The sequence below is a fragment of the Piezobacter thermophilus genome (assembly GCF_055386745.1).
In genome coordinates, this window is record NZ_AP042380.1 from 1,562,016 (window position 1) to 1,581,943 (window position 19,928).

21 protein-coding genes and 1 tRNA gene are annotated in these 19,928 nt (G+C 67.5%); 5 read left to right on the plus strand and 17 right to left on the minus strand.

From position 1 onward, the window contains the following. Positions 1-82: 82 nt before the first annotated feature. From ACZ5CM_RS07600 to cls, 4 genes are read left to right on the plus strand one after another with little or no spacing between them, the layout of a single operon-like run. On the plus strand, positions 83-319 hold the full coding sequence (locus ACZ5CM_RS07600; RefSeq protein ID WP_464642313.1) for a hypothetical protein: 237 nt from the start codon (positions 83-85) through the stop codon (positions 317-319). Positions 320-373: 54 nt separating this feature from the next. After that, the gene (locus tag ACZ5CM_RS07605; RefSeq protein WP_464642315.1) at positions 374-718 is read left to right on the plus strand and encodes a hypothetical protein; all 345 of its coding nucleotides are present in this window, start codon (positions 374-376) and stop codon (positions 716-718) included. Between the two features lie 26 nt (positions 719-744). Then, positions 745-1,218: a hypothetical protein gene (locus ACZ5CM_RS07610; RefSeq protein ID WP_464642317.1), complete on the plus strand. Its 474-nt coding sequence runs from the start codon at positions 745-747 to the stop codon at positions 1,216-1,218. A 42-nt stretch (positions 1,219-1,260) separates the two neighbouring features. Then, positions 1,261-2,682 carry a cardiolipin synthase gene (gene cls, locus ACZ5CM_RS07615; RefSeq protein ID WP_464642318.1) on the plus strand — a complete coding sequence of 474 codons (1,422 nt, stop codon included), beginning with the start codon at positions 1,261-1,263 and terminating at the stop codon, positions 2,680-2,682. A gap of 24 nt (positions 2,683-2,706) precedes the next feature. On the opposite strand, the gene ACZ5CM_RS07620 is transcribed toward cls, so the two are convergent. From ACZ5CM_RS07620 to ACZ5CM_RS07660, 9 genes are all read right to left on the minus strand, one after another. After that, a complete protein-coding gene (locus ACZ5CM_RS07620; protein ID WP_464642320.1) occupies positions 2,707-3,156 on the minus strand; it encodes a potassium channel family protein in 450 nt (149 codons plus the stop codon). 66 nt (positions 3,157-3,222) lie between these two features. Next, entirely contained in the window at positions 3,223-5,694 is a 2,472-nt protein-coding gene (locus ACZ5CM_RS07625; RefSeq protein ID WP_464642322.1) for a DUF3772 domain-containing protein, read from the minus strand. Continuing rightward, positions 5,691-6,725 carry a cysteine synthase A gene (locus tag ACZ5CM_RS07630; protein WP_464642324.1) on the minus strand — a complete coding sequence of 345 codons (1,035 nt, stop codon included), beginning with the start codon at positions 6,723-6,725 and terminating at the stop codon, positions 5,691-5,693. Before ACZ5CM_RS07630 ends, ACZ5CM_RS07625 begins: the two co-directional genes overlap by 4 nt. 55 nt (positions 6,726-6,780) lie before the next feature. Next, a complete protein-coding gene (locus ACZ5CM_RS07635) occupies positions 6,781-7,905 on the minus strand; it encodes an NUDIX domain-containing protein (protein ID WP_464642325.1) in 1,125 nt (374 codons plus the stop codon). A 26-nt stretch (positions 7,906-7,931) separates the two neighbouring features. Next, on the minus strand, positions 7,932-8,372 hold the full coding sequence (locus tag ACZ5CM_RS07640) for a TrgA family protein (protein ID WP_464642327.1): 441 nt from the start codon (positions 8,370-8,372) through the stop codon (positions 7,932-7,934). A 79-nt stretch (positions 8,373-8,451) separates the two neighbouring features. Beyond that, entirely contained in the window at positions 8,452-9,681 is a 1,230-nt protein-coding gene (locus tag ACZ5CM_RS07645; RefSeq protein WP_464642329.1) for an aminotransferase class V-fold PLP-dependent enzyme, read from the minus strand. Positions 9,682-9,790: 109 nt separating this feature from the next. Continuing rightward, positions 9,791-10,786, minus strand: a complete 996-nt coding sequence (gene acuI, locus ACZ5CM_RS07650; RefSeq protein WP_464642331.1) for an acryloyl-CoA reductase — start codon at positions 10,784-10,786, stop codon at positions 9,791-9,793. Positions 10,787-10,932: 146 nt separating this feature from the next. Further along, positions 10,933-11,565 carry a DUF1326 domain-containing protein gene (locus ACZ5CM_RS07655; protein ID WP_464642333.1) on the minus strand — a complete coding sequence of 211 codons (633 nt, stop codon included), beginning with the start codon at positions 11,563-11,565 and terminating at the stop codon, positions 10,933-10,935. 19 nt (positions 11,566-11,584) lie between these two features. Then, positions 11,585-12,322 (minus strand): DUF2182 domain-containing protein, encoded by a 738-nt coding sequence (locus ACZ5CM_RS07660; protein ID WP_464642335.1) that lies wholly within the window; start codon positions 12,320-12,322, stop codon positions 11,585-11,587. A 145-nt stretch (positions 12,323-12,467) separates the two neighbouring features. Between ACZ5CM_RS07660 and ACZ5CM_RS07665 the strand changes: the two genes are divergently transcribed. Next, a complete protein-coding gene (locus ACZ5CM_RS07665; protein WP_464642337.1) occupies positions 12,468-13,199 on the plus strand; it encodes a FadR/GntR family transcriptional regulator in 732 nt (243 codons plus the stop codon). A gap of 594 nt (positions 13,200-13,793) precedes the next feature. Here the strand turns inward: ACZ5CM_RS07665 and ACZ5CM_RS07670 are convergent. The 8 genes from ACZ5CM_RS07670 to ACZ5CM_RS07705 form a co-directional block, all read right to left on the minus strand. Then, positions 13,794-13,868, minus strand: a tRNA-Phe gene (locus ACZ5CM_RS07670). A gap of 80 nt (positions 13,869-13,948) precedes the next feature. Beyond that, positions 13,949-14,131, minus strand: coding sequence for a DNA gyrase inhibitor YacG (locus ACZ5CM_RS07675; RefSeq protein ID WP_464642339.1), 183 nt, complete (start codon positions 14,129-14,131; stop codon positions 13,949-13,951). Next, entirely contained in the window at positions 14,128-15,165 is a 1,038-nt protein-coding gene (locus tag ACZ5CM_RS07680) for a ribonuclease E/G (RefSeq protein WP_464642341.1), read from the minus strand. Before ACZ5CM_RS07680 ends, ACZ5CM_RS07675 begins: the two co-directional genes overlap by 4 nt. Beyond that, a complete protein-coding gene (locus ACZ5CM_RS07685) occupies positions 15,162-15,740 on the minus strand; it encodes a Maf family protein (protein ID WP_464642343.1) in 579 nt (192 codons plus the stop codon). The genes ACZ5CM_RS07680 and ACZ5CM_RS07685 overlap by 4 nt, the downstream gene beginning before the upstream one ends. A gap of 12 nt (positions 15,741-15,752) precedes the next feature. Further along, positions 15,753-15,971 carry a translation initiation factor IF-1 gene (gene infA, locus ACZ5CM_RS07690; RefSeq protein ID WP_023849011.1) on the minus strand — a complete coding sequence of 73 codons (219 nt, stop codon included), beginning with the start codon at positions 15,969-15,971 and terminating at the stop codon, positions 15,753-15,755. A 151-nt stretch (positions 15,972-16,122) separates the two neighbouring features. Beyond that, positions 16,123-17,508: a sigma-54-dependent transcriptional regulator gene (locus tag ACZ5CM_RS07695; protein ID WP_464642346.1), complete on the minus strand. Its 1,386-nt coding sequence runs from the start codon at positions 17,506-17,508 to the stop codon at positions 16,123-16,125. Next, positions 17,498-18,988 (minus strand): sensor histidine kinase, encoded by a 1,491-nt coding sequence (locus tag ACZ5CM_RS07700; RefSeq protein ID WP_464642348.1) that lies wholly within the window; start codon positions 18,986-18,988, stop codon positions 17,498-17,500. Before ACZ5CM_RS07700 ends, ACZ5CM_RS07695 begins: the two co-directional genes overlap by 11 nt. Before the next feature lie 26 nt (positions 18,989-19,014). Further along, positions 19,015-19,896, minus strand: coding sequence for a substrate-binding domain-containing protein (locus ACZ5CM_RS07705; RefSeq protein WP_464642350.1), 882 nt, complete (start codon positions 19,894-19,896; stop codon positions 19,015-19,017). Positions 19,897-19,928 lie beyond the last annotated feature (32 nt).

The window sequence follows — 19,928 nt, forward strand, 5'->3', positions numbered from 1 at the left end:
ACAGGGAAACATTGCATGACAGGCATTTACGATGCAACATGTGCCGTGAAACGCGACCCAGGCGGAAGAGAGAGGTTTGCCGATGAACGATTTCGACGAATGGGTGGAAAAGCTGAAACAGACCCGGGACGAGCTGAGGCTGCAGCTTCACCTTGGCACGAAGGAGGCCGAGGAGGAATGGGACAAGCTGATGGCCGAGTGGATGGATTTCGCCCGCAAGGCGCAGCTGGAAAAATCCGCCGAAGAGGTGGGCGAGGCCGCGCGTGAACTGGGGATCCGGCTCAAGACCGCCTTCGACCGGATGCGCAAGAACGGGTAATGCGCCCCCGATCCGGCGCGAAGGCGGCGAGAGGGGCGAGAGCGGGGAACCGGAATGGTCACCAAGGCCGAACTGGAGAGGGAACTTGAACTGTTGCGGCGTGAACTGGCCGAGGCGCGCGAGGATGCGCCCCGCTCCCGCGCGCCGGCCCCTGACGCCCCGGAGGAGGCCGGCGCAACCGGCGAGGACATGGACGGCGGTGGCGGCGAAGAGGCCGAGCGGACGCCGGAACAGGCCATTGCCGAGCTCCTGAAGGCGCACGGGGTGGACGCGCCGGATCTCGACGGGCTGGCGGATCAGCTCGTCTCCGAACTGGGCGAGCTGATGGGCAAGCGCCCGGCCCTCACCGCCATTTCGATCTTTGCGCTAGGGTTCGTGCTCGGGCGTCTGAGCAAGTGATCGGGCAACATGGAAAGGGCCGAGGGATGAAACGGATCAGCCGCAACATCATGATCATCCTGCGCACCGAACGGATGATCGCCCGCCGCGAGATGGCGGTCGCGCTCAACCGGGCCGTGGTCTATGCCTTTGCCGGGCTGGTGGCGCTGATTGCGCTGCTGATGCTCAACGTGGCGGCCTTCCGGACGCTTGCCGTGTGGGTCTCGCCCCAGGCAGCGGCCGCACTCGTGGCGCTGGCCAACGCCGTGCTCTCCGTCGTCCTCGTAATTATTGCAAGGCGCATCCGGCCGGGCCCGGAACTCGAGCCCGTCACCGAGCTGCGCGACCTGGCCCAGGCCGAGCTCGAGGCCGACCTGGAAGGCATGGCCGAGGAAGCGCGCGACACCGCCCGCAGCCTGCGCCGCATCGCCCGCGACCCGTTGGGCTCGGCGCTGCCATCGCTGATCGGCCCGCTGCTGTCGATCCTGCTCAAGGCGGGCCGCAAGCAGGGCCGGGACTAGTCCGGGCACGCAGGTTTCCGCCGCGCCGAAACGGGAGAAGGCATGGAATACTGGACCGCCCTGAGTTCGGTCGCCGTCGTCGTGATCTACGGGCTGGCCGCGATCAGCGCCGTGCGCGCCGCCGCCACCGCGCGCACGCCGCAGGGCGCCGTCGGCTGGGTGGTGTTCCTGATGGCGGTGCCCTTCCTGGGCGTGCCGCTCTACCTCGTCCTCGGGCATCACCGGTTTCGCGGCTACCGCATCTCGCGGCTGGAATCGCGGCGCGTGGTGGAGGGGCTGCGCTCGTTCGCGACCACCCATCCGGCCGACTGTGCCGCCTGCACCATCAACATCGCGCCGTTCGAGGCGATCACCACCATGCCCGCGGTCAGCGGTAACGGGGCCGATCTGCTCATCGACGGCGAGGCCACCTTCGCCACCATCTTCGAGGCCATAGATGCCGCGAAGGACTATGTCATGGTGCAGTTCTTCATCGTCCGCGACGACAAGCTCGGGCGCGAGCTGCAGGAGCGCCTGATTGCCGCCGCGCGGCGTAACGTGCGGGTGTGGTTCATGATCGACGCGGTCGGCAGCTATCAGCTGCCGCGCGCCTATTCCGAGCGCTTGCGCCAGGCCGGGGTCAAGGTGGTGGACCGCGACAAGCAGCACGGGCCGCGCTTTCGCTTCCAGATCAACTATCGCAATCACCGCAAGACGGTGATCGTGGACGGGCGTGTGGGCTTCATCGGCGGGCACAATGTGGGCGACGAATACATGGGGCGCGACCCGTCGCTGGGGCGCTGGCGCGACACCCACATCCGGATGCGCGGCCCCATCGTGCAGCAGCTGCAGCTCATCTTCGTCGAGGATTGGCACTGGTACACCGACGAGCTGCTGCTCGACCTGCTCAACTGGAATGCCGAGCGCGACCCCGACAATGCCACCGCCCTGATCGTGGCCACCGGGCCGGGTGACCGGACCGAGGAAACCGGCAGCCTGATGTTCTTTTCGGCCATCGCCGCGGCGCAGCGCCGGGTCTGGATCGCCTCGCCCTATTTCGTGCCGGATCTGGACATCATGGCCGCGCTCAAGCATGCCGCCTTCCGCGGCGTGGATGTGCGCCTGCTGCTGCCCGACCGGGCCGATCACCGCATCCCTTGGCTGGCCGCCTTCGCCTATTTCGACGAGATCATCGAAGCCGGCGTGCGCGTGTTCCGCTATACCGACGGCTTCATGCACCAGAAGGCGTTCGTCGTCGATGGCGCGCTGGCGGCGGTGGGCACGACCAACCTGGATAACCGCTCGTTCCGTCTGAATTTCGAGGCCATGGCGCTGTTCTTCGACGAACGCGCCGCCGCCACCGCCGAAGAGATGTTCCTGGAAGATTTCGCCAACAGCTACGAACTGACAAAGACGATTTCCGAACAGCCCGCGCATATCCGCTATGGCGCGCCGGTGGCGCGGCTCTTCGCTCCCATCCTGTAAATGCCGGGGCCGGAGGCGGCCGCGTCAGTCGTCCTTCGGGTTCAGCAGAAGCCGGTCCTTCATCAGCCGCGTCATCAGCGCGATCAGGAAGGCGGTGCCCAGGCCGATCGCCAGCACCCCGGTGACCGAGGCGAAGGCACCGAAGACGCGCAGTCCCGGCTCGAGCGTGATGTCGCCATAGCCCAGCGTCGAAAAGGTCACCAGCGAGAAATAGATTGCGTCGTTCCAGCTTTGCAGCGCCTCGTATGACACATAGACCCAGGCCCAGATCCAGACCTGAACCGTGACCGCCGCAAGGATGAAGACAAGCGCCGACAGGATCATCGCCACCGAAATCAGCGCCCGCGGACAGTGGCCCAGATGCGCGGCAAGGCGCATCACCACCGAACTGGCAAGAACCAGCGCGGCCGTCTGGATCAGCAGGCAAAGCCCCATGAATATGCCGCCCCAGAGGATCTGTTGCCAAAGCTCCATGACCGGTCCTGCCCCTCCTCCTCTGCGGGCGCCGCCTGGCCGCTCGGGCGCGGACGGCCGCGCCGCTCACAGGTCATCGCCGGCCTCCATGTCGCCGGTATCGGGCCGCTTCGGGCCTTCGCCGGCCTTCTCCGCCCCGCCCGGAGTCTTCTGCCCCGACTGGCGGTCCGAGCGGGGGACGGCGGGGGCCGTGCCCGAAACCGCGCGTGCCAGCTCGTCCGCGTTGCGCAGCCAGATGTCGCGCTGCGCGAAGGGGATCTCGATTCCCTCCTCGCGGAAGCGGCGCTCGATCTCGAAATTCATGTCCGAGCGGACCGACAGCACCCAGTTCACGTCGCGCAGGATGGCGCGGATCTCGAAATCGAGCGAATCGGCGCCGAAGCCCTGGAACACCACCGAAGGCGCCGGATTGGCCAGCACCATCGGATGCGCATTGGCAATCTCGAGCAGAATCTTCTCCACCTTGCGGGTGTCGCTGCCATAGGCCACCCCCACCGGCACGATCACCCGCCCCACGGTGTTGCCGCGGGTATAGTTGGTGACTGTGCCGGTCACCAGTGACGAGTTTGGAATGATGACGTCGGTACGGTCGAAGGTTTCCACCCGGGTCGCGCGCACCGAGATGTCGCGCACATAGCCCATGGTGCCCTCGACCTCGATCCAGTCCCCCTTGGCGATCGGCCGCTCGATCAGAAGGATGATGCCCGAGACGAAATTGGACACGATCGTCTGCAGGCCGAAGCCAATCCCGACCGAAAGCGCGCCGGCGACGATGGCGATCGACGACAGGTCGAACCCGGCCCAGGTGATTGCCGCCAGCGCAGCGAGGAAGATCCCCACGTAACCGGTGCCGGCCACGATCGCGTTCTGCGCGCCGGGGTCGATGTCGGTCTTGGGCAGAAGCGAGCTGCGCAGGCTGCTCTGGACCAGCCGGGTCAGCGCATAGCCGATGCCGAAGACGATCGCGAAGATCAGGAAGCCGGTGGGCGAAATCCGCATGTCGCCGATCTGGAACCCGTTCAGGAAGCGGGACCAGATCTCGGTCAGGTCGGCCACCCGCGCGCCCCAGGTCAGCGCCAGCAGCGGCAGCAGCAGCACCGTGACGACAAAGCCCGCAAGAACCGAGAACAGCGTGCCGCGGGCCTCTTCGCTGCCGCAGCCGGATACGAGCCCGTAAAGATCCGTCAGAACCCGGTGAAGGATGATCCCGACCGAGATCAGCGTGAGCGACAGCACCACCGGATAGATCAACGCTTCGGCGGCGTAAACATAGCCGGCGATTGCAAGCAGCGGCGCAACAGCCCCAAGAACGAGGACGGTCCGGCGAACCAGCATGACCGCACCGCCGAAGGCCGGGCGCTGGGCGGGTTGTGCGCCCTCGGTCCCGTCCCCCTCGCGAATGGCGCGGCCGATCACCTGCAGGCGTATCAGGACGAAGGCGGTGGCAATGATGCCCGGAAATCCGATCACCGCACGTGAGGCTTCGGAAATGTTCTGCAACTGCTCGAACAGGTTGACCGCCCCGCGCAGCACCACAAGCGCACCCAGCAACGCAATGTAGCGCCGCGCCTGCCGCAGGCGGGCTTCGGGAATGTCGGCAAGGGTTCCGGAAGTGCGCAGCGCCAGAAGCTGATCGGCCAGCCACCTGTAGAACAGGAAAATCGACACCCAGGCCGGCACCGCCTCGAGGATCAGCGAGCCGCGAAATCCCAGCGTCCCCGAGATACGGACCGCCACCGCGATGGCCACGACGCCCCCAATCTGCAACAGCAGCACGAGAACCGACGCCAGGACGCTCCAGAGCCCGGTATTGCGGCCGCCGAATCTCTGCAAATAGTCGCCGATTCGCCGCGACCAGGCCCGGGCCCTGAACAGCAGCACCATTCCCACGCCGAACAGCGCGGCAATGATCAGGGCGTTGTTGCGCAGCTGTTCACGGGTGGACGGGCGTGCCAGTTGCGCCTGCGTTTCGCCGGTCAGCGCCTGGGCGGCGATGCTCAGATCCCGCAGCGCCTCGGACCAGCCGGACGGGTCGAGCGGCGATGGCCCCCGATGCAGGATCTTCCGGGTCTGTCTTTCACGCACGATCCGGTCGATTTCGGCGATCAGCCCGTTGGCGCGGGTGAAGGCCTCGTCAGCCACCACCGAGGGCACGCGCAACTCGTCATACTGGCGCTGAAGGCTGGCGCGCAGTTCGGCCAGATCGGCGGGCTCTTCGCGCCCGTCCTCGGGCGGGGGGCCCAGAACGTCCAGCTGTGCCCTGAGCGACTCCAGGCGGCTTCGGTTGGCATCGCGGGTCTTGCGAAAGGTCTCGCGGTAGCTGACCAGATCCCTGCGCAGCTGCTCCAGTGCGGCGTTCGAGGCCCGCGCGGCATCGATCACCTCTTCCGCGCGCCGGGCGGTTTCCTGCCATCGTGCGAGATAGTCGCGCTGCGAATCGGTGATCTGCGCCGTGGCCGCACCCCCGGCCAGACTGCCGACCAGACCACCCGCCAGCAGGAAAACCAGCAGGAGGAGGATCCGGCCCGGACGGGTCATGTGTCCTCGAACACGCCGGGGATCGAGGCCGGGGCGCGGCTCATCCAGTCGGGTACCGGCAGGCCTTTCGATTCCAGGAACACCGGGTTGAACAGCTTGGACTGGTAGCGCGTGCCGTAATCGGCCAGCACCGTGACGATGGTGTGCCCCGGCCCCATCTCGCGGGCCATGCGCACCGCGCCGGCCACGTTGATCGCGGTCGAGCCGCCCATGACCAGCCCCTCTTCCTGCAGCAGGTCGAAGACGAAGGGAAGCGCCTCCTCGTCGGGGATCTGCCAGCACATGTCGGGGCGGAGCCCTTCCAGGTTCTTCGTGATCCGCCCCTGCCCGATGCCTTCGGTGATGGAACTGCCCTCGGCCTTCAGCTCGCCCGTGGTGTAGTAGGAATAGAGCGCCGCCCCCATGGGATCGGCCAGCCCGATCTTCACGCCTCTGGGCTGCAGCGCCCGCGCCACCCCGGCCAGCGTGCCGCCCGATCCCACCGCGCAGACGAAGCCATCCACTCGGCCGCCGGTCTGGTCCCAGATTTCGGGGCCGGTGGTCTCCTCATGGGCCTGCCGGTTGGCGAGGTTGTCGAACTGGTTGGCCCAGATGGCGCCATTGGGCTCGGTCTCGTTCAGCCTGGCGGCCAAACGTTCGGAATAGCGCACGAAGTTGTTGGGGTTGCGGTAGGGCGCGGCGGGCACCTGCACAAGCTCGGCCCCGGCCAGGCGCAGCATGTCCTTCTTTTCCTCGCTCTGGGTTTCGGGAATGACGATCACCGTCCGAAAGCCCATCGACGCCCCCACCAGCGCCAGGCCGATGCCGGTATTGCCCGCAGTGCCCTCGACGATGGTGCCCCCGGGGCGCAGCTCGCCCCGGGCGACGGCGTCGCGGATGATGTAAAGCGCGGCGCGGTCCTTCACCGACTGGCCGGGGTTCATGAACTCGGCCTTGCCCAGGATCTCGCAGCCCGTGGCCTCGCTGACCTTGCGCAGCCGGATCAGCGGCGTGTTCCCGATCAGTCCGGCCAGATCGCGTGCAATGCGCATGGGGCTCTCCCGTTTCACTTGACAGATTCCGGTGTAACCGCGCCCCGCCCCGACCTCAAGCGCGCTTGCGCAGGCGATCGCGGTGCCGGGCCAGCCACAGCGCCACCGTCACCAGCGGCATGTCCCGGTATCGGCATTCGTCCACCCCGCGCATCAGCGCGTCATAGCCGAGGATGCGGGTGCGGATGTCCTCGCCCTCGGCCGCCACGCCACCGCCCGCCCGGCGCGGCGCCGAAAGATCGGCGATGCCGACGAAAAGGTGCAGGAACTCGCCCGAAGATCCGGTCGAGGAATAGACCCTGCCCGCCGGCTCCAGCCGCGCCAGCTCCAGCCCGGCCTCTTCCATCGCCTCGCGGCGGGCGGCGTCCTCGGGCACCTCGCCGGCATCGATCAGGCCCGCGACCGGCTCCCATGTCCAGGGGTCGGGATCGCCGCACAGGAACACCGGGGCGCGGAACTGCTCGGTCAGCAGTACGCAGTCGCGCGCCGGATCGTAGGGCAGCACCACCACCGCATCGCCCACCATCAGGGCCGCGCGCTCCACCGGCGCGCTCATGGTGCCGTCATGGCGGAGAAAGCGCAGCCGCGCCTCCTCCATGCCGAAGAAGTTCAGCCACGCCCGCCGATGTTCCAGCACCTCGACCCGGCGGCCGGCATCGCGCGCCGGGCTGCGCGCGCGCGCGGCCAGCCATGCCCATGCCCGGCGGCGAATCGGGCCCATGCGCCGGGCGACCTCATCCGCCGGCAGGCGCCCGTGCCAGGCCATCGCTTCTTCGGCCGCGCGCAGCTCCATCGCACCCCAGCGTTCGACCCATTCCGCCAGACGCCATGGCCCGGCCGGGCGCAGGCGGGCCGACGCCTGGGCGCGGGGGAGGAATGCCGACGCCGCCACCTCCGTTCCGTCCACGCGCAGGCGCACCGGCTGCTGCGCGTATCCGAACCCGCCTTCGTAGAAGCGCAGGCGGTCGAGATCGGCCTCGCCCAGCCCGCGCAGCACGATCCCCCGCACGCGCCCGGAAGGGGCCGGCACGAGCATGGGGAAGACCTCTCCCTCGACCGCGCGCAGATCGTACCCGGCAAGTTCGGCAGGCGCCGCCTCGATCTGCCGGGCATCGCGGCCCAGCACCACCGCAAGCAGCGGAAGATGCCGCAACGTGCCGTAGAGGAACAGCTCTGGCAACCTTGTCGTCCTTCCTTGTCAGTATGTTAGCGCCACATCTTCGAGGTCTTTTCGACGACCAGGCCGGAGACGAGCGCACCGATCAGCAAGGTGGCAATGATGCCCGGCGTCAGCAGTTTCAGGCCGTAATCGCCCATGATCCGCAGAACGTCCGTCAACGCCTCGAACGGCCCGCCATATCGGTTGCGCATGGCCAGTTCGATCATCTTGTTGGCGGCCTGGACGAACAGCCCCCAGAACAGGAGCACCACGACCCCGGTGATGCCGTTGTTGATGGCAGAGGTGATCCCCCGGCCCGCCCGCCGGCCCATCACGGTCCAGCCGACCACCAGCCCCAGCGCAATATTCACCTGCGTGAACCAGCCGAAATAGGTGCCCTCGGGGAACTGGTCCTTGACCTGCCCCGAAACGATGAAGGCCAGCAGTGCAAGACACAGGGCAGCGACAAGTCGGGCGGCGGTGGGCATGGGCGCTCCGATGCGTGTTGGCGTCCGGCCGCAGGCTAGGCCAGCGCCGCGGCGCTGACAAGCACCCGCCGCCCGCAGCTTACAACACCTGCTCCAGCGCCGCGATCAGCCTCTCGACCTCTTCGGCGGTGGTGTAATGGGTGAAACTCAGCCGCAGCACGCCCTGGGCGGGATCGATCCCCATCGCCTTCAGCGGGCGCACGGCGTAGAAGTCGCCCCCCCCGGCCATGATCCCGTGTTCGGCAAGCCGTGCTGCCACCGGCTCCGCCGCACGCCCCTCCAGCGCCAGCGCCACGGTCGGCGCCCGCTGCCGCGCATCCGCCGGCCCCAGCAGCCGCACCCCCTTGCGCCCGGCCACGGCGTCGAGAAGCGGTTGCAGCAGGCCGGTTTCATGGGCGCGCATCAGGTCGTGCACGAAGGCGCCGGTCTCGGTACCGCCCCCCGAGGGCCCTTCGTGATGGGCGGCAAGGGACTCGACATAATCCGCCATGCCTGCACAGGCCGCCACCTGCGCGTGGTCGGGCCCGGCCGGGGTGAAGCGTTTGCAAAGCACGTCACCGTTGAAGAAATGCCCCTGATTGGGAAGCATCTCGCCCAGGGTCCGGCGGATCACCATCACCCCCTGATGCGGCCCATAGGTCTTGTAGGCGGAAAACAGGTAGATATCGGCCCCCAGCTGCCCGATATCGGGAAAGCCGTGCGGCGCGTATGAGACACCATCGACACAGACGAAAGCCCCCGCCGCATGGGCCATGGCGGTGATCTCGACCACCGGGTTGATTTCACCCACCACGTTCGAGCAGTGCGGGAAACAGACCAGCCGCACGCTTTCGTCCAGAAGCGGCTCCAGAGCGACCGGGTCCAGATGCCCGCTCACCGGGTCGATGCGCCATTCGCGAATCTCGATCCCCTCCGCCTCCAGCCGCCGCCAGGGGCCGGAATTGGCCTCGTGATCCTGATTGGTGACGACGATCGCCTCGCCCGGCTGCATCCACTGCCGGAAGGCCTGCGCCAGCACATAGGTGTTCTGCGAGGTGGAGGGGCCGAAGCTCAGCTCGTCCGGGGCAACGCCCAGCAGCGCCGCCATGCGCGCGCGCGCCTCGTCCATCTCTTCCCCGGCAAGTCGGCTGGCCGCGAAGGCGCCATAGGGCTGCACCTTGCGCGCCCGGTAGAAGCGGTCGAGCCGGTTCACCACCTGCCGGCAGGCGTATGAGCCGCCGGCATTCTCGAAAAAGGCCTGATCCCGCAGGGCGGCCTCGGAAAAGGCCGGGAACTGGCTGCGGACGAATTCGACATCAAGCTGGGTCACCCGTGGCGCTCCCTCTTCACCCCTGTCGCGGGCCCGAAGGCCGCCGCGGCGGGCCGGTCCCGCCGCGGCGCAACCGGGCTAGCGCATCGCCCGCCCCGGTTCAAGCGCGTCAGGCGTTGACATCCACCACCACCCGGCCGCGCACCCGGCCCTTGAGGATATCGGCGCCAAGCTGCGGCAGATCGGCAAGGCGCGCCGGCTGGATCATCGCCTCCAGCCTGTCCATGGGCAGGTCGCGGGCAATCCTTTCCCAGGCGCGAAGCCTGTTCTCATAGGGCTGCATCACGCTGTCGATGCCCAGAAGGTTCACCCCGCGCAGGATGAAGGGGGTGATCAGCGCCCCCTCGATCGCGGCGCCGCCTGCCAGACCCACCGCAGCCACCGAGCAGCCGTATTTCATCTGCTTGAGCACCCGCCCCAGCATGGCACCCGCCACCGCATCGACACAGCCGGCCCAGGTCTCGCTCTCCAGAGGCTTGCGGGTGACCTCGGCCAGATCCTCACGCGGCACGATGCGCGCCGCCCCCAGCCCGCGAAGATAGGATTCGGTCTCGGGCCGCCCAGTGACCGCAGCGACCTCATATCCCAGATTGGCCAGGATCGCCGTGGCCACCGATCCGACGCCGCCCGCCGCGCCGGTCACCAGAACCGGCCCGTGATCCTTCTCCAGCCCGTGATCCTCAAGCGCCATGACCGCCAGCATCGCGGTGAACCCGGCGGTGCCGACCGCCATCGCCTGCCGCGTGTCCAGCCCCTCGGGCAAGGGTACCAGCCAGTCGGCCCGGACCCGCGCCTTCTGGGCATAGCCGCCCCAGTGCGCCTCGCCCACGCGCCAGCCGGTCAGAACCACCTTGTCACCGGGCTTGTAGCGCGGATCCGAGGACTCCTCGACCGTGCCGGCAAAATCGATCCCCGGCACATGCGGATAATGCCGCACAAGCCCCGCGCCCGGACCGATGCACAGCCCGTCCTTGTAGTTCACCGTCGAATATTCAACGGCCACCAGAACCTCGGCCTGCGGCAAATCGTCAATGCCGATCTGCTCCACCGCGGCGCTGGTCTTGCCGCTTTCTTCGTCCTTGCGCACGACCAATGCGTTGAACATCGCCCTTCTCCCTTTCCCTGCACCTCCCCGTCACCGGGGTCCGACAGCGGGGCCGACATCGCGCCGCGCCCCTGCTTCCTCTTGCTCCAGATACTCCCGCCGGAGGTACGCCGCGGCAACCGCGGCGTTCGCGGCGCCTGCACCCCTCAGCGCGGCCCGTGCCAGTCGATCTGGCAGATCTCGGCCGAACGCCCGTCGAAATCCCACACCCGCCCGAAGGCGCGCACCCGACCCTTGGTCGCCGTGGCGACAGTGATGTCCGGGCCCATCCAGTATTCGGTATTGGTTACCACGATCTCCTTGCCGTCCTTGCCCTCGACCGGAACCACCGCCCCCTGGATCTTCTTGCCGACCCGCAGGCGACGCTCCTTGCCCTCGGTCTCGAACACCACCTCCGAGCGTTCGGCGCCCAGAAATTCGCCCACCAGAATGCCGAACAACCCCGTGGTGCCGCGTGCCGCCCCCGAGAAGACCGCAACCAGCGCCTCGAAGGCCGCGTCACTGGCCCGATCGTCGATGAAGGCCGCCACCTTCCAGTTGCCGCGGGCCATCTTGCCGGGGATCTCCAGAAACAGCCCCACATTCAGCCCGGAAAGATCGACCTCGCCATAATGGCCCTCGTCGATCCGCACCCCGGCCCAGGCCTGACAATGGCCCTCGGTCGGCGGGTGCTGGCCCAGGGAAATCACGCAGGGGCAGAACACCGTGCAGTTGCAGTTGAGGATCAGCTCCCCCTTGATGGCCCAGGGCACCGTGCCCACTTCGCCGTCCAATGCCATTTTCCGTTTCTCCTTTCCCTCAGAAAGCCGTGAAAATCATCCACCCCGCCGCCGCAACCAGGGCCAGCCCCATGGGCCGGGTCAGATAGCGTCCGATCTCGGGCAGTTTCTCCAGCACCATGAAAAGCGTCGCCAGCCCCATGAAGGCGAGATTCATCACCCCGCCCACAAAGGCCAGCAGCATCAGCGCCCAGCAACAGCCAAGGCAGACCACACCCAGCCGCAGCCCGTTGCGCCAGGGCCCCTCCTCCCAGTGCTGCATGAAGAAGGTCAGAGGCATCCGGCATTTCGACAGGCAGGCCTCCTTCAGCGCCGAAAACTGGTAAAGCCCCGCCGCGCCCAGAAGCGCGGCCGAAAACAGCCGGCTGGCGCTCTGCCCCAGCGGGTCCAGCAACCCGGCCCCATAAAGCCCCACCTGCGCCGCCGCCGCCAGCAGGGAAAAGCCGAACCACACGGCCAGATAACCGGCCAGCAGCAACCACATCCGCCCTCCGGCCCCCGAACGGGTCAGATCCTCGTAGGTGGCCAGCGCCGGCAGCACGGTGGGCGCCATCATCGCCGCCGACATCAGCACCCACATCCCCGCCACCCGCGCAAAACCCGCCGCATCCGGCGTCACGACGCAAAGGCCGGCCCAGAAATCAGAGCCGTAAACCGCCGCCGCACCGCGCAGCCCGGCCGGCACCGCCATCAGGTAAAGCACGACCCAGGCCGCAAGGATCAACCCGAACAATGCCAGCCAATGCGGCGCCGTCATGGCTCTGATCCGGTTTGCAAGCATTCCCGCAGCCCCTTGCACGCGCGACTCGATCCGTGCACTCTGAATGTCAGGTTTTCAAATGTCAGACAAATAAAAAATGTCAGACAAATGAAATCGGACGAATGAGATCGGCAGGGCGCGCATGAAAATCGACCCCAACAGTACGGCCGACCTGTCGGTGCAGATTGCCGATGCCATCCGCGATGCGATCATCAACGGCGATCTCATCGTAGATGAACGCCTGCCTTCCGAATCCGAGTTGGCCGAGCACTTTCGCGTCTCGCGCCCGACCGTGCGCGAGGCGCTCAAGCGGCTGGCGGCGCAATCGCTGATCCGCACCCAGCGCGGCGCCACCGGTGGGGCCTTCGTCAACCGCCTCAGCTTCGAGGACGCCTATTCCCAGCAGATCACCACCTCGACCCTGCTGCTGTCCATGAACGCGGTCAGTTTCGAGACCGCCTGCGAGGCCCGCTATGCGCTGGAACGGGCCTGCGCGCCACTTTCAGCACAGCGGCGGACGGCCGATCACCTGGCCACCATGCGGGCCGAGATCTTCCGCCAGGGCCAGCCGGGGCTGACCGACGAAGCCTTTTGCGCCTCGGACGTGGCCTTTCACCGGGCGCTGGTGGACGGGGCCGGCAACCCGGTGCTGAGCTACCAGTTGGCCGGGGCGGTAGAGGCCATGCAGCCGCTGATGAACATGATCACTTTCACGGCGCGCTCGCGCGAGGCCATCGTCGCCCTGCACACGGCCATCGCCGATGCCATCGAGGCCGGAGACGGGCAGGCCGCCAGCGACGGGCTGACGGCGCTGGAAAACGAAACCCTGAAACTCGCGCGCAGCGTCTTCGCCCGGCGGCGGAGTCGAAAATAGGCCGAGGTGGAAAGCGGCGGAAAAGAACCGCCGCACATCCCGGGCGGGAATGGCGGCGGCAGGTGGTGCGGGTCTCGTGAGGCATCCGGCGGGTGCCGCGCAGGCCGGCCGCAGCCGGTCTTGCGGATGTGGGACAGGTCGCACCCCCGGCACGAGATCGCAGGCAGAAACGTGTGGCTCAGAACCCCGGCAGATGCAGGACGACCACCAGCAGCACGACCAGGGACGCAACCCCCGCCGCGTCCTGAAGCAGCGTCGCGCGAGAGCGCTGAAAGGCGGTCACGATCTGGTCCAGCATGGCGGGCCTCCGGTCTTCGGTGCGGTTCTGTCAGGCATTAATCATTTGTTGATGATTTGTTCCCACAATTGCCCGCCGATGTAAAGAACTTTTTTGGAACAAACCAGAACAAAAGAAGTTCACCATGTTCGCGGAAGTTTCCGCCCATCACGGGGGAAAGGGTCGTAGCCGGCCGATTTCGCGGGGACGTACGCACGAATCGGACAGGACTGGCCCATCCCGCATTCTCGCCGGGTCTGCGTCGCGGGGCGTGAAAGCCTCTCGCACCGTTCAAACCGTGGTCAGGAGGTGATGAATGGTGCCCGGGGGCGGAATCGAACCACCGACACGAGGATTTTCAGTCCACTGCTCTACCCCTGAGCTACCCGGGCACGGGAAAGGCGACTGCCTTTGGGTGGGGGTCTTCTAGGGTCGTTCGCGAGAAGTGTCCAGATGCTTTTTGTCGCTTTTTTCAGTGCAGCCGGTCGTCTTCCCCTGCGGCCTGCGGCGGGGTCTCGTCCTGCTCGGGACTCTCGTCGGTGGGGATCGAATAGGCACCCTTCAGCCACCGCGCCAGGTCGATATCGGCGCAGCGGCGCGAACAGAAGGGGCGGAATTTGCGCGCACCCGGCGCGCCGCAGATCGGACAGCTCATCCCAGGACCTCCCGCAGCGGGACCCGCCCGCGTTTGCGCTGCAGCTCGAAATGTCCCAGCGGCGTCCAACCGACCAGAACGGTTTCTTCCGAATCAGCCCGGAAGGCCGCGCGCAGGGCGGTCTCGAACCGGCGCCGGTCCTTCTTCGGCATCGGCGCAAGGTCCAGCGTCACCTGCCCGCCCAGCCCGCGCACCCGCAGCGCCCGCGGCAGGGCGCGCGCGCAGGCCAGGTTCGCCTTCAGCCCCGCCGCCAGCGAGGCATCGGCCCCGGTGTTGACGTCGACCGCAACCAGCGCGCGGGTGGACTCGACGAACATCGTGGCCCCGCCGGGCAGGGGCTCGACCGCCTCCCGGGCCGCGTCCAGCGCCTCCAGCACGCCATGCGCGGCAAAGCCGCCGGCGCCAGTGACAATTTCCGCCGGGTCGGTCCATTCGCGCCAGGCCAGCACATGCGGCCCGTCGCCATCCATCAACCGTTCGACTTCAGTGCCGTCATCGGCCAGAACCTTTCCGGCCAGCTCCAGCATGACGGCGATGTCGTCCGCGATGTCGCCCGCATCCACACCCGCACAGGACGAGCGCAGGATCACCCCGTGGGGCGCTTCCTCCGATGCCCCGCCGACGGCTGCTTCATGTCCGATCGCGAGCAGCCGGTCGCGCTCGGCCTCGTCGCGGATGCCGCGCGACAGGTTGATCCCCGGCGCATCCGGCGTGACGATGGCGTGGCGGCTCTTGAACAGCAGCCGCCGGGTCACCGGAATGGCCTTGCCCGGTTCGGCATATCCGCTCACCTGCACCAGTATCAGGGATCCCGCCGCCAGCCCGCGCCCCTGGCGCAGAAAGGCAGGCCCGTCGGGCGTGTCCACGAACACCCCTCCCTGCCCCTTCACCGGCCGACCCACCCGGGCCCGGTAGATGGTGCCCGGCGCGGGTGCGTCGCCCGCGATCAGGAAATCCTCCAGCCGCCCGTCGACCACGAGCGCGGCCGCCTCGCGGCCCTCGACGTGATCCAGTATGACGCTGCGCCCCTTCACGGCGCGTCACCATACAGCGGATAGCCTGCAGCCTGCAAAAGATTCGCCGTCTCGGCCAGCGGCAGCCCCACGATCCCGGTGAACGATCCGCTGATCCACGGGATGAAGGCCCCCGCCAGGCCCTGAATGGCATAGCCGCCGGCCTTGCCCTTCCAGTCGCCGGTGCGCAGATAGGCGTTCACCTCGACCTCGGACAGCCGCTTGAAGCGGACCTGGCTGATCACCGCGCGTTCCCACAGCTGCGCGCCCCGGCGAACGGCCACGGCGGTGATGACCCGGTGACGCCGGCCCGAAAGGGCATGAAGGAAGCGGGCGGCCTCGCCGGCATCGGTCGGCTTGCCCAGAATGCGCCGGCCCATGGCGACGGTGGTATCGGCGCACAGCACGATGTCATCGGCACCGGCCGGCACGGCCTGCACCTTTTCCCGCGCCATGCGGACGCAATAGGGACGCGGCAGTTCGTCCCTTGCGGGGGTTTCGTCGATTTCGGGGGGGCGCACATGATCGGGCACGACGCCGAGCTGGCCTAGCAGGTCCAGCCGCCGGGGGCTGCCCGATCCGAGAATCAACGCCATGAACGCGCGGCGTTACTTGAAACGGTAATTGATCCGACCCTTGGTCAGATCGTAGGGGGTCATTTCCACCTGAACCCGGTCGCCGGCCAGAACCCGGATGCGGTTCTTGCGCATCTTTCCTGCCGTATGAGCGATGATTTCATGGCCGTTGTCCAACTCGACCCGAAATGTCGCATTTGGCAGGAGTTCCTTCACGACACCGGGAAATTCGAGCGTATCTTCCTTGGCCATGGTCACTCCATCTCTCTTCGACCCGCCAGAGCGCGGGACGCGCCGTTAAATGATGCTTTTTCCGCCGAATTTCAAGGGTGCAAACGCTGTCCGCGACGTTTTGTGACCCCCGGGATACGCCGAAACGGCGGCATTCGCGCGCATCCGCACCTCAGGGCCGCGCGATACCATAGCGGCGCATCTTCTCCCACAGGGTCTTGCGCGAAATCCCGAGGTTTTCTGCGGTCACGGTCAGGACGTTGCCGGATTGCTCCAGCGCGCGCAGGATCGCGCGGCGTTCGGTTTCCTCGACACTGTCCTTCAGCCGCACCGGGGCCCCGGCGACCGGCCCGCCCCCCCGCGGGGCGGTCTCGGTCGCGGGAAACAGGTCGTGTTCCTGGATGCGCGGCCCCTGCGCAAGTGCCACCGCGCGTTCGATCATGTTGCGCAGCTCGCGCACGTTGCCGGGAAAATCCATGCCGGAAAGAAGCTCCTCGCTGGCCGCGGACAACCCCTCCACGGGGCGGTTCATCCTCCGGGCGTGTTCGGCGGCAAGGCGGCGGGCCAGAAACAGGATGTCGTCGCGGCGCTCGCGCAGGGGCGGGATCTGGATCGGCAGGACATTGAGGCGCCAGAACAGGTCGGCGCGGAACCGGCCCTCGCGCACCTCGACTTCCAGATCGACCTGCGTGGCCGCGATCACCCGCACGTCCAGCGGCACGGGCCGATCGGCCCCGACCGGCTCGACCGCGTGATCCTGGAGCACGCGCAGCAGCTTGAGCTGGATCTCCTCGGACACCTCGCCGATCTCGTCCAGGAAGATGGTGCCGCCCTGAGCCTGTTCGAACCGCCCCGGTCGAAGCCCCCCTGCGGCGCCGGTTTCCTCTCCGAACAGTTCAGCATGCTGGTGCCCTTCGGTCAGCGCAGCGAAATCCACCGCCACGAAGGGCCCGGCGGCGCGGGTGGAGTTGGCGTGGATGAAGCGGGCCACGACCTCCTTGCCGACGCCGGATTCGCCGGTGATCAGGATCGAACAGGTCACGTCCCGGATCCGCGCGGCAATCTCCTCGACTTGTCGCATCGCTGCCGAGCGCCCGAGGATCCCCGACCCCGGCAGGGCGGCCGAACCGTCGGGCGACACCAGCGGCGCGCGGCCCAGATCGCGCGCCCGCTCGATCGCGCGGCGCGACTTGGCCACAAGGTCGTCCAGATCGAAGGGCTTGGTCAGATAGTCCACGGCCCCCGCCTTGGTCAGCGCCACCGCATCGGGAACCGAGATATAGGCCGTCATCACCACCACCGGCACGCCGGGATGGGCGCGGCAGATTTCCCGGAACAGGTCGCGCCCGTCGCCGTCAGGCAGCCGGATGTCGGTGACCACCAGATCCACCCGCGCCCGGGCCAGCGCATCCCGCGCCGAGGCAAGGTCCGCGACCGCCTCGGCCTCGAACCCTTCCATCCGGAACCGGTCCTGCAGGGTCACCCGGATGATCCGGTCGTCATCGACCACCAGAATCCGCGGCCGCAGTTCGGGGCGGTTTTCGCTGTCAGGCTGCACGGATCTTCTCTCCTCCGGCGCGCGCCTGCGACTCGACCAGCGGCAGCGTCACCACGAAGCGAGTGCCCCTGCGGGGGCGGCTTTCGACCCGGATGCTTCCCCCCATGCGCTCGACGATACGGTAGGTGATCCACAGGCCCAGCCCCGACCCGCCCGGGCGGGTGGAATAGAAGGGCTCGAACAGGCGCTCCATGGTTTCGTCATCCATTCCCGGGCCGGTATCGGCAACCACCAGTTCCAGCTCCTCCCCCACCTTGCGCGAGGTGAAACTCAGCCGCCCGCCATCGGGCATGACGGCAATCGCGTTGCGTGTCAGGTTGACGACGATCTGGTGGATGTGCGGACAGGTGCAATCCACCGCCAGACCGGACAGGTCGGCCGTGTCCACGACCCAGTCCAGCCGGATCTGCCGGTCTCCGATCTCGGAGCGGACCATCTCTTCGAGCGAAGTCAGGCAACGGACCTTGCAGGGCGTTCGCTTCTCGTCGCCCCTCAGCTCACCAAGAAGTGCCTGGATGGTGGCCGAGATGCTGCGCAGGCCGTTGTCGAGAAGCGGGACGTATCTGCGCACCAGTTCCGCGTCGTCCGGTCGTCGGGACAGCATCTGGACGCAGTTCATCATGCCGCCGATGGGATTGTTGACCTCGTGCGCCAGACCGGCGGCGAACCGGCCCAGCCCGGCCAGCCGTTCGGATGCGGCCAGTTCCCGTTCCAGCTGCTTCTTCTCGGCCAGCTCCTCGACCATCCGGTTGAACTGTCGCGTGACCTGGCCGATCTCGTCCCGTCCCGGCCTTTGCAGGTTGCGGATGCCGCTCAGATCGCCGCGCGCCACCGCGTCGATCCCGTCGGCGAGGTTCTGCAGCGGGCGCACCATGCGGCGCGACAGCCAGGTTCCGAACAGGCTCATGACCATGGCAAGCCCGACCGAGAAGGCGATCACGACGATTGCATCGGTGCGAAGCTGGGCGATCAGCCCGGCGGTCGAGCTGCGCAGAAGCACCAGCCCCACCTTCACCCCGTCGATGGTGATCGGCGCGACCGCGTCGATGAAACCCTGCCCGCGCACATCCTCGGGCAGAAGCTGCGCGGCCTCGGCCCCGATCGCCTGCGCCAGCCGCTCGGCCCCGGCCTCGGACCCGGAGGCAAGCTTCAGGCCGACCGGATGCGCGCGCGGGTTGGTATGGGCAAGGGTGGTGCCGTCCGGCTGCAGGAAGGCGGCCTCGACCACGGGGGCAAGACCCGCGCCATCGGTGCCGCGTTCGCCCAGTTGCCGCAGGATCCGGTAAAGGGCCCAGACGTCCGTGTTGACGATATGCGCCTTGCCGGCGGCGGCGGTCGCACGGGCAAGGGTCAGGGTCTGGGCTTCGAGTATCGTGCGCTGGCGGCTCCAGTCCCGTTCGATGACCAGCAGCCCGATGATCAGGGTCGAGGCAAAGACCACCAAGGTTATCATCAGGGGAACCTTTGTCATCAGGCTCATGGAAGGAAGTTTCGGCCATTTCCGGATCATGGCGCATCCCCCGCACGGCCGATCGCCCGGGCCCTTGCGGCCAGCTCGCGGATCGAGTCGTAAAGCGAGGGCGACACCTGCTGGAACCCGTCAAGGTCCAGGCGCCCCAGCAAGGCCCGGCCGGTCGGCTCGCTCGCCATCCCGATCAGCGTGTTGCGCAGGCGGTCCGCGACCTCGGCATCCAGCGTCCGGTGCACGACGATGGGGGGAAAGCCGAACTGGCGCGAGGCCGACACCACCCTCGTCCGCCGGGCAAGCTCGGGCTCGTATCTCGCGACGACGTTGTAGACATAGGAATCCACCGCCCCGCCATCGGCGACCCCGTCGGCCACGGCAGTCACGGTTTCGGCGTGGTTGTAGGTGAAGAAGGTGAACCTGAAGAAGGCTTCGGGATCGTGCCCGGCATCCAGAAGCGCCACCCGCGGCACCAGATAGCCGGAATTGGAATCGGGATCGGAATAGGCAAACACCCTGTCCCTGAAGTCCTCGATCCCCCGGGCGGAGCTGCTGGCCGAGGCAATCACGTAGGATCGGTACAGCGGCGCCCCCCGATAGACCGGCGCTACCAGCAGTTCCAGATACTCCGGGTCGCGCCGCTGAACGTAGGGGAACCCGCAGATCCAGGCGGCCTCCAGTTCCTGGCGGCCCAGCATCTGCATGATGTCGGCATAGGTCCGCCGCTGAACGAAGCTGACCGCCCGCCCGGTCCGGACGCTGAGATAGCTCTGCAGGTCCACGAACGAGCGCGCATATTCCCGTACCACCACGGCGGTCAGGCCGATGCGCAACTCGCCCCCGGCCGCGGCCTCGGGAAAGGCGCGTGTCGCCATCGATCCGGTCGCCGCCAGTGCCGCCCCCAGAAACCAGCGCCTGTCCATGTCCAGAGCCTCCCGTCAGCGTGCCGGGCGGG

Bases quoted from the DNA above. Each gene is read 5' to 3' on its own strand.
- ACZ5CM_RS07700 (WP_464642348.1), bottom strand. From the start codon at position 18,988: ATGAGCCTGATGACAAAGGTTCCCCTGATGATAACCTTGGTGGTCTTT.
- ACZ5CM_RS07610 (WP_464642317.1), top strand. From the start codon at position 745: ATGAAACGGATCAGCCGCAACATCATGATCATCCTGCGCACCGAACGG.
- infA (WP_023849011.1), bottom strand. From the start codon at position 15,971: ATGGCCAAGGAAGATACGCTCGAATTTCCCGGTGTCGTGAAGGAACTC.
- ACZ5CM_RS07705 (WP_464642350.1), bottom strand. From the start codon at position 19,896: ATGGACAGGCGCTGGTTTCTGGGGGCGGCACTGGCGGCGACCGGATCG.
- ACZ5CM_RS07660 (WP_464642335.1), bottom strand. From the start codon at position 12,322: ATGACGGCGCCGCATTGGCTGGCATTGTTCGGGTTGATCCTTGCGGCC.
- ACZ5CM_RS07640 (WP_464642327.1), bottom strand. From the start codon at position 8,372: ATGCCCACCGCCGCCCGACTTGTCGCTGCCCTGTGTCTTGCACTGCTG.
- cls (WP_464642318.1), top strand. From the start codon at position 1,261: ATGGAATACTGGACCGCCCTGAGTTCGGTCGCCGTCGTCGTGATCTAC.
- ACZ5CM_RS07675 (WP_464642339.1), bottom strand. From the start codon at position 14,131: ATGAGCTGTCCGATCTGCGGCGCGCCGGGTGCGCGCAAATTCCGCCCC.
- ACZ5CM_RS07620 (WP_464642320.1), bottom strand. From the start codon at position 3,156: ATGGAGCTTTGGCAACAGATCCTCTGGGGCGGCATATTCATGGGGCTT.
- ACZ5CM_RS07655 (WP_464642333.1), bottom strand. From the start codon at position 11,565: ATGGCATTGGACGGCGAAGTGGGCACGGTGCCCTGGGCCATCAAGGGG.
- ACZ5CM_RS07630 (WP_464642324.1), bottom strand. From the start codon at position 6,725: ATGCGCATTGCACGCGATCTGGCCGGACTGATCGGGAACACGCCGCTG.
- ACZ5CM_RS07685 (WP_464642343.1), bottom strand. From the start codon at position 15,740: ATGGCGTTGATTCTCGGATCGGGCAGCCCCCGGCGGCTGGACCTGCTA.
- ACZ5CM_RS07665 (WP_464642337.1), top strand. From the start codon at position 12,468: ATGAAAATCGACCCCAACAGTACGGCCGACCTGTCGGTGCAGATTGCC.
- ACZ5CM_RS07605 (WP_464642315.1), top strand. From the start codon at position 374: ATGGTCACCAAGGCCGAACTGGAGAGGGAACTTGAACTGTTGCGGCGT.
- ACZ5CM_RS07625 (WP_464642322.1), bottom strand. From the start codon at position 5,694: ATGACCCGTCCGGGCCGGATCCTCCTCCTGCTGGTTTTCCTGCTGGCG.
- acuI (WP_464642331.1), bottom strand. From the start codon at position 10,786: ATGTTCAACGCATTGGTCGTGCGCAAGGACGAAGAAAGCGGCAAGACC.
- ACZ5CM_RS07600 (WP_464642313.1), top strand. From the start codon at position 83: ATGAACGATTTCGACGAATGGGTGGAAAAGCTGAAACAGACCCGGGAC.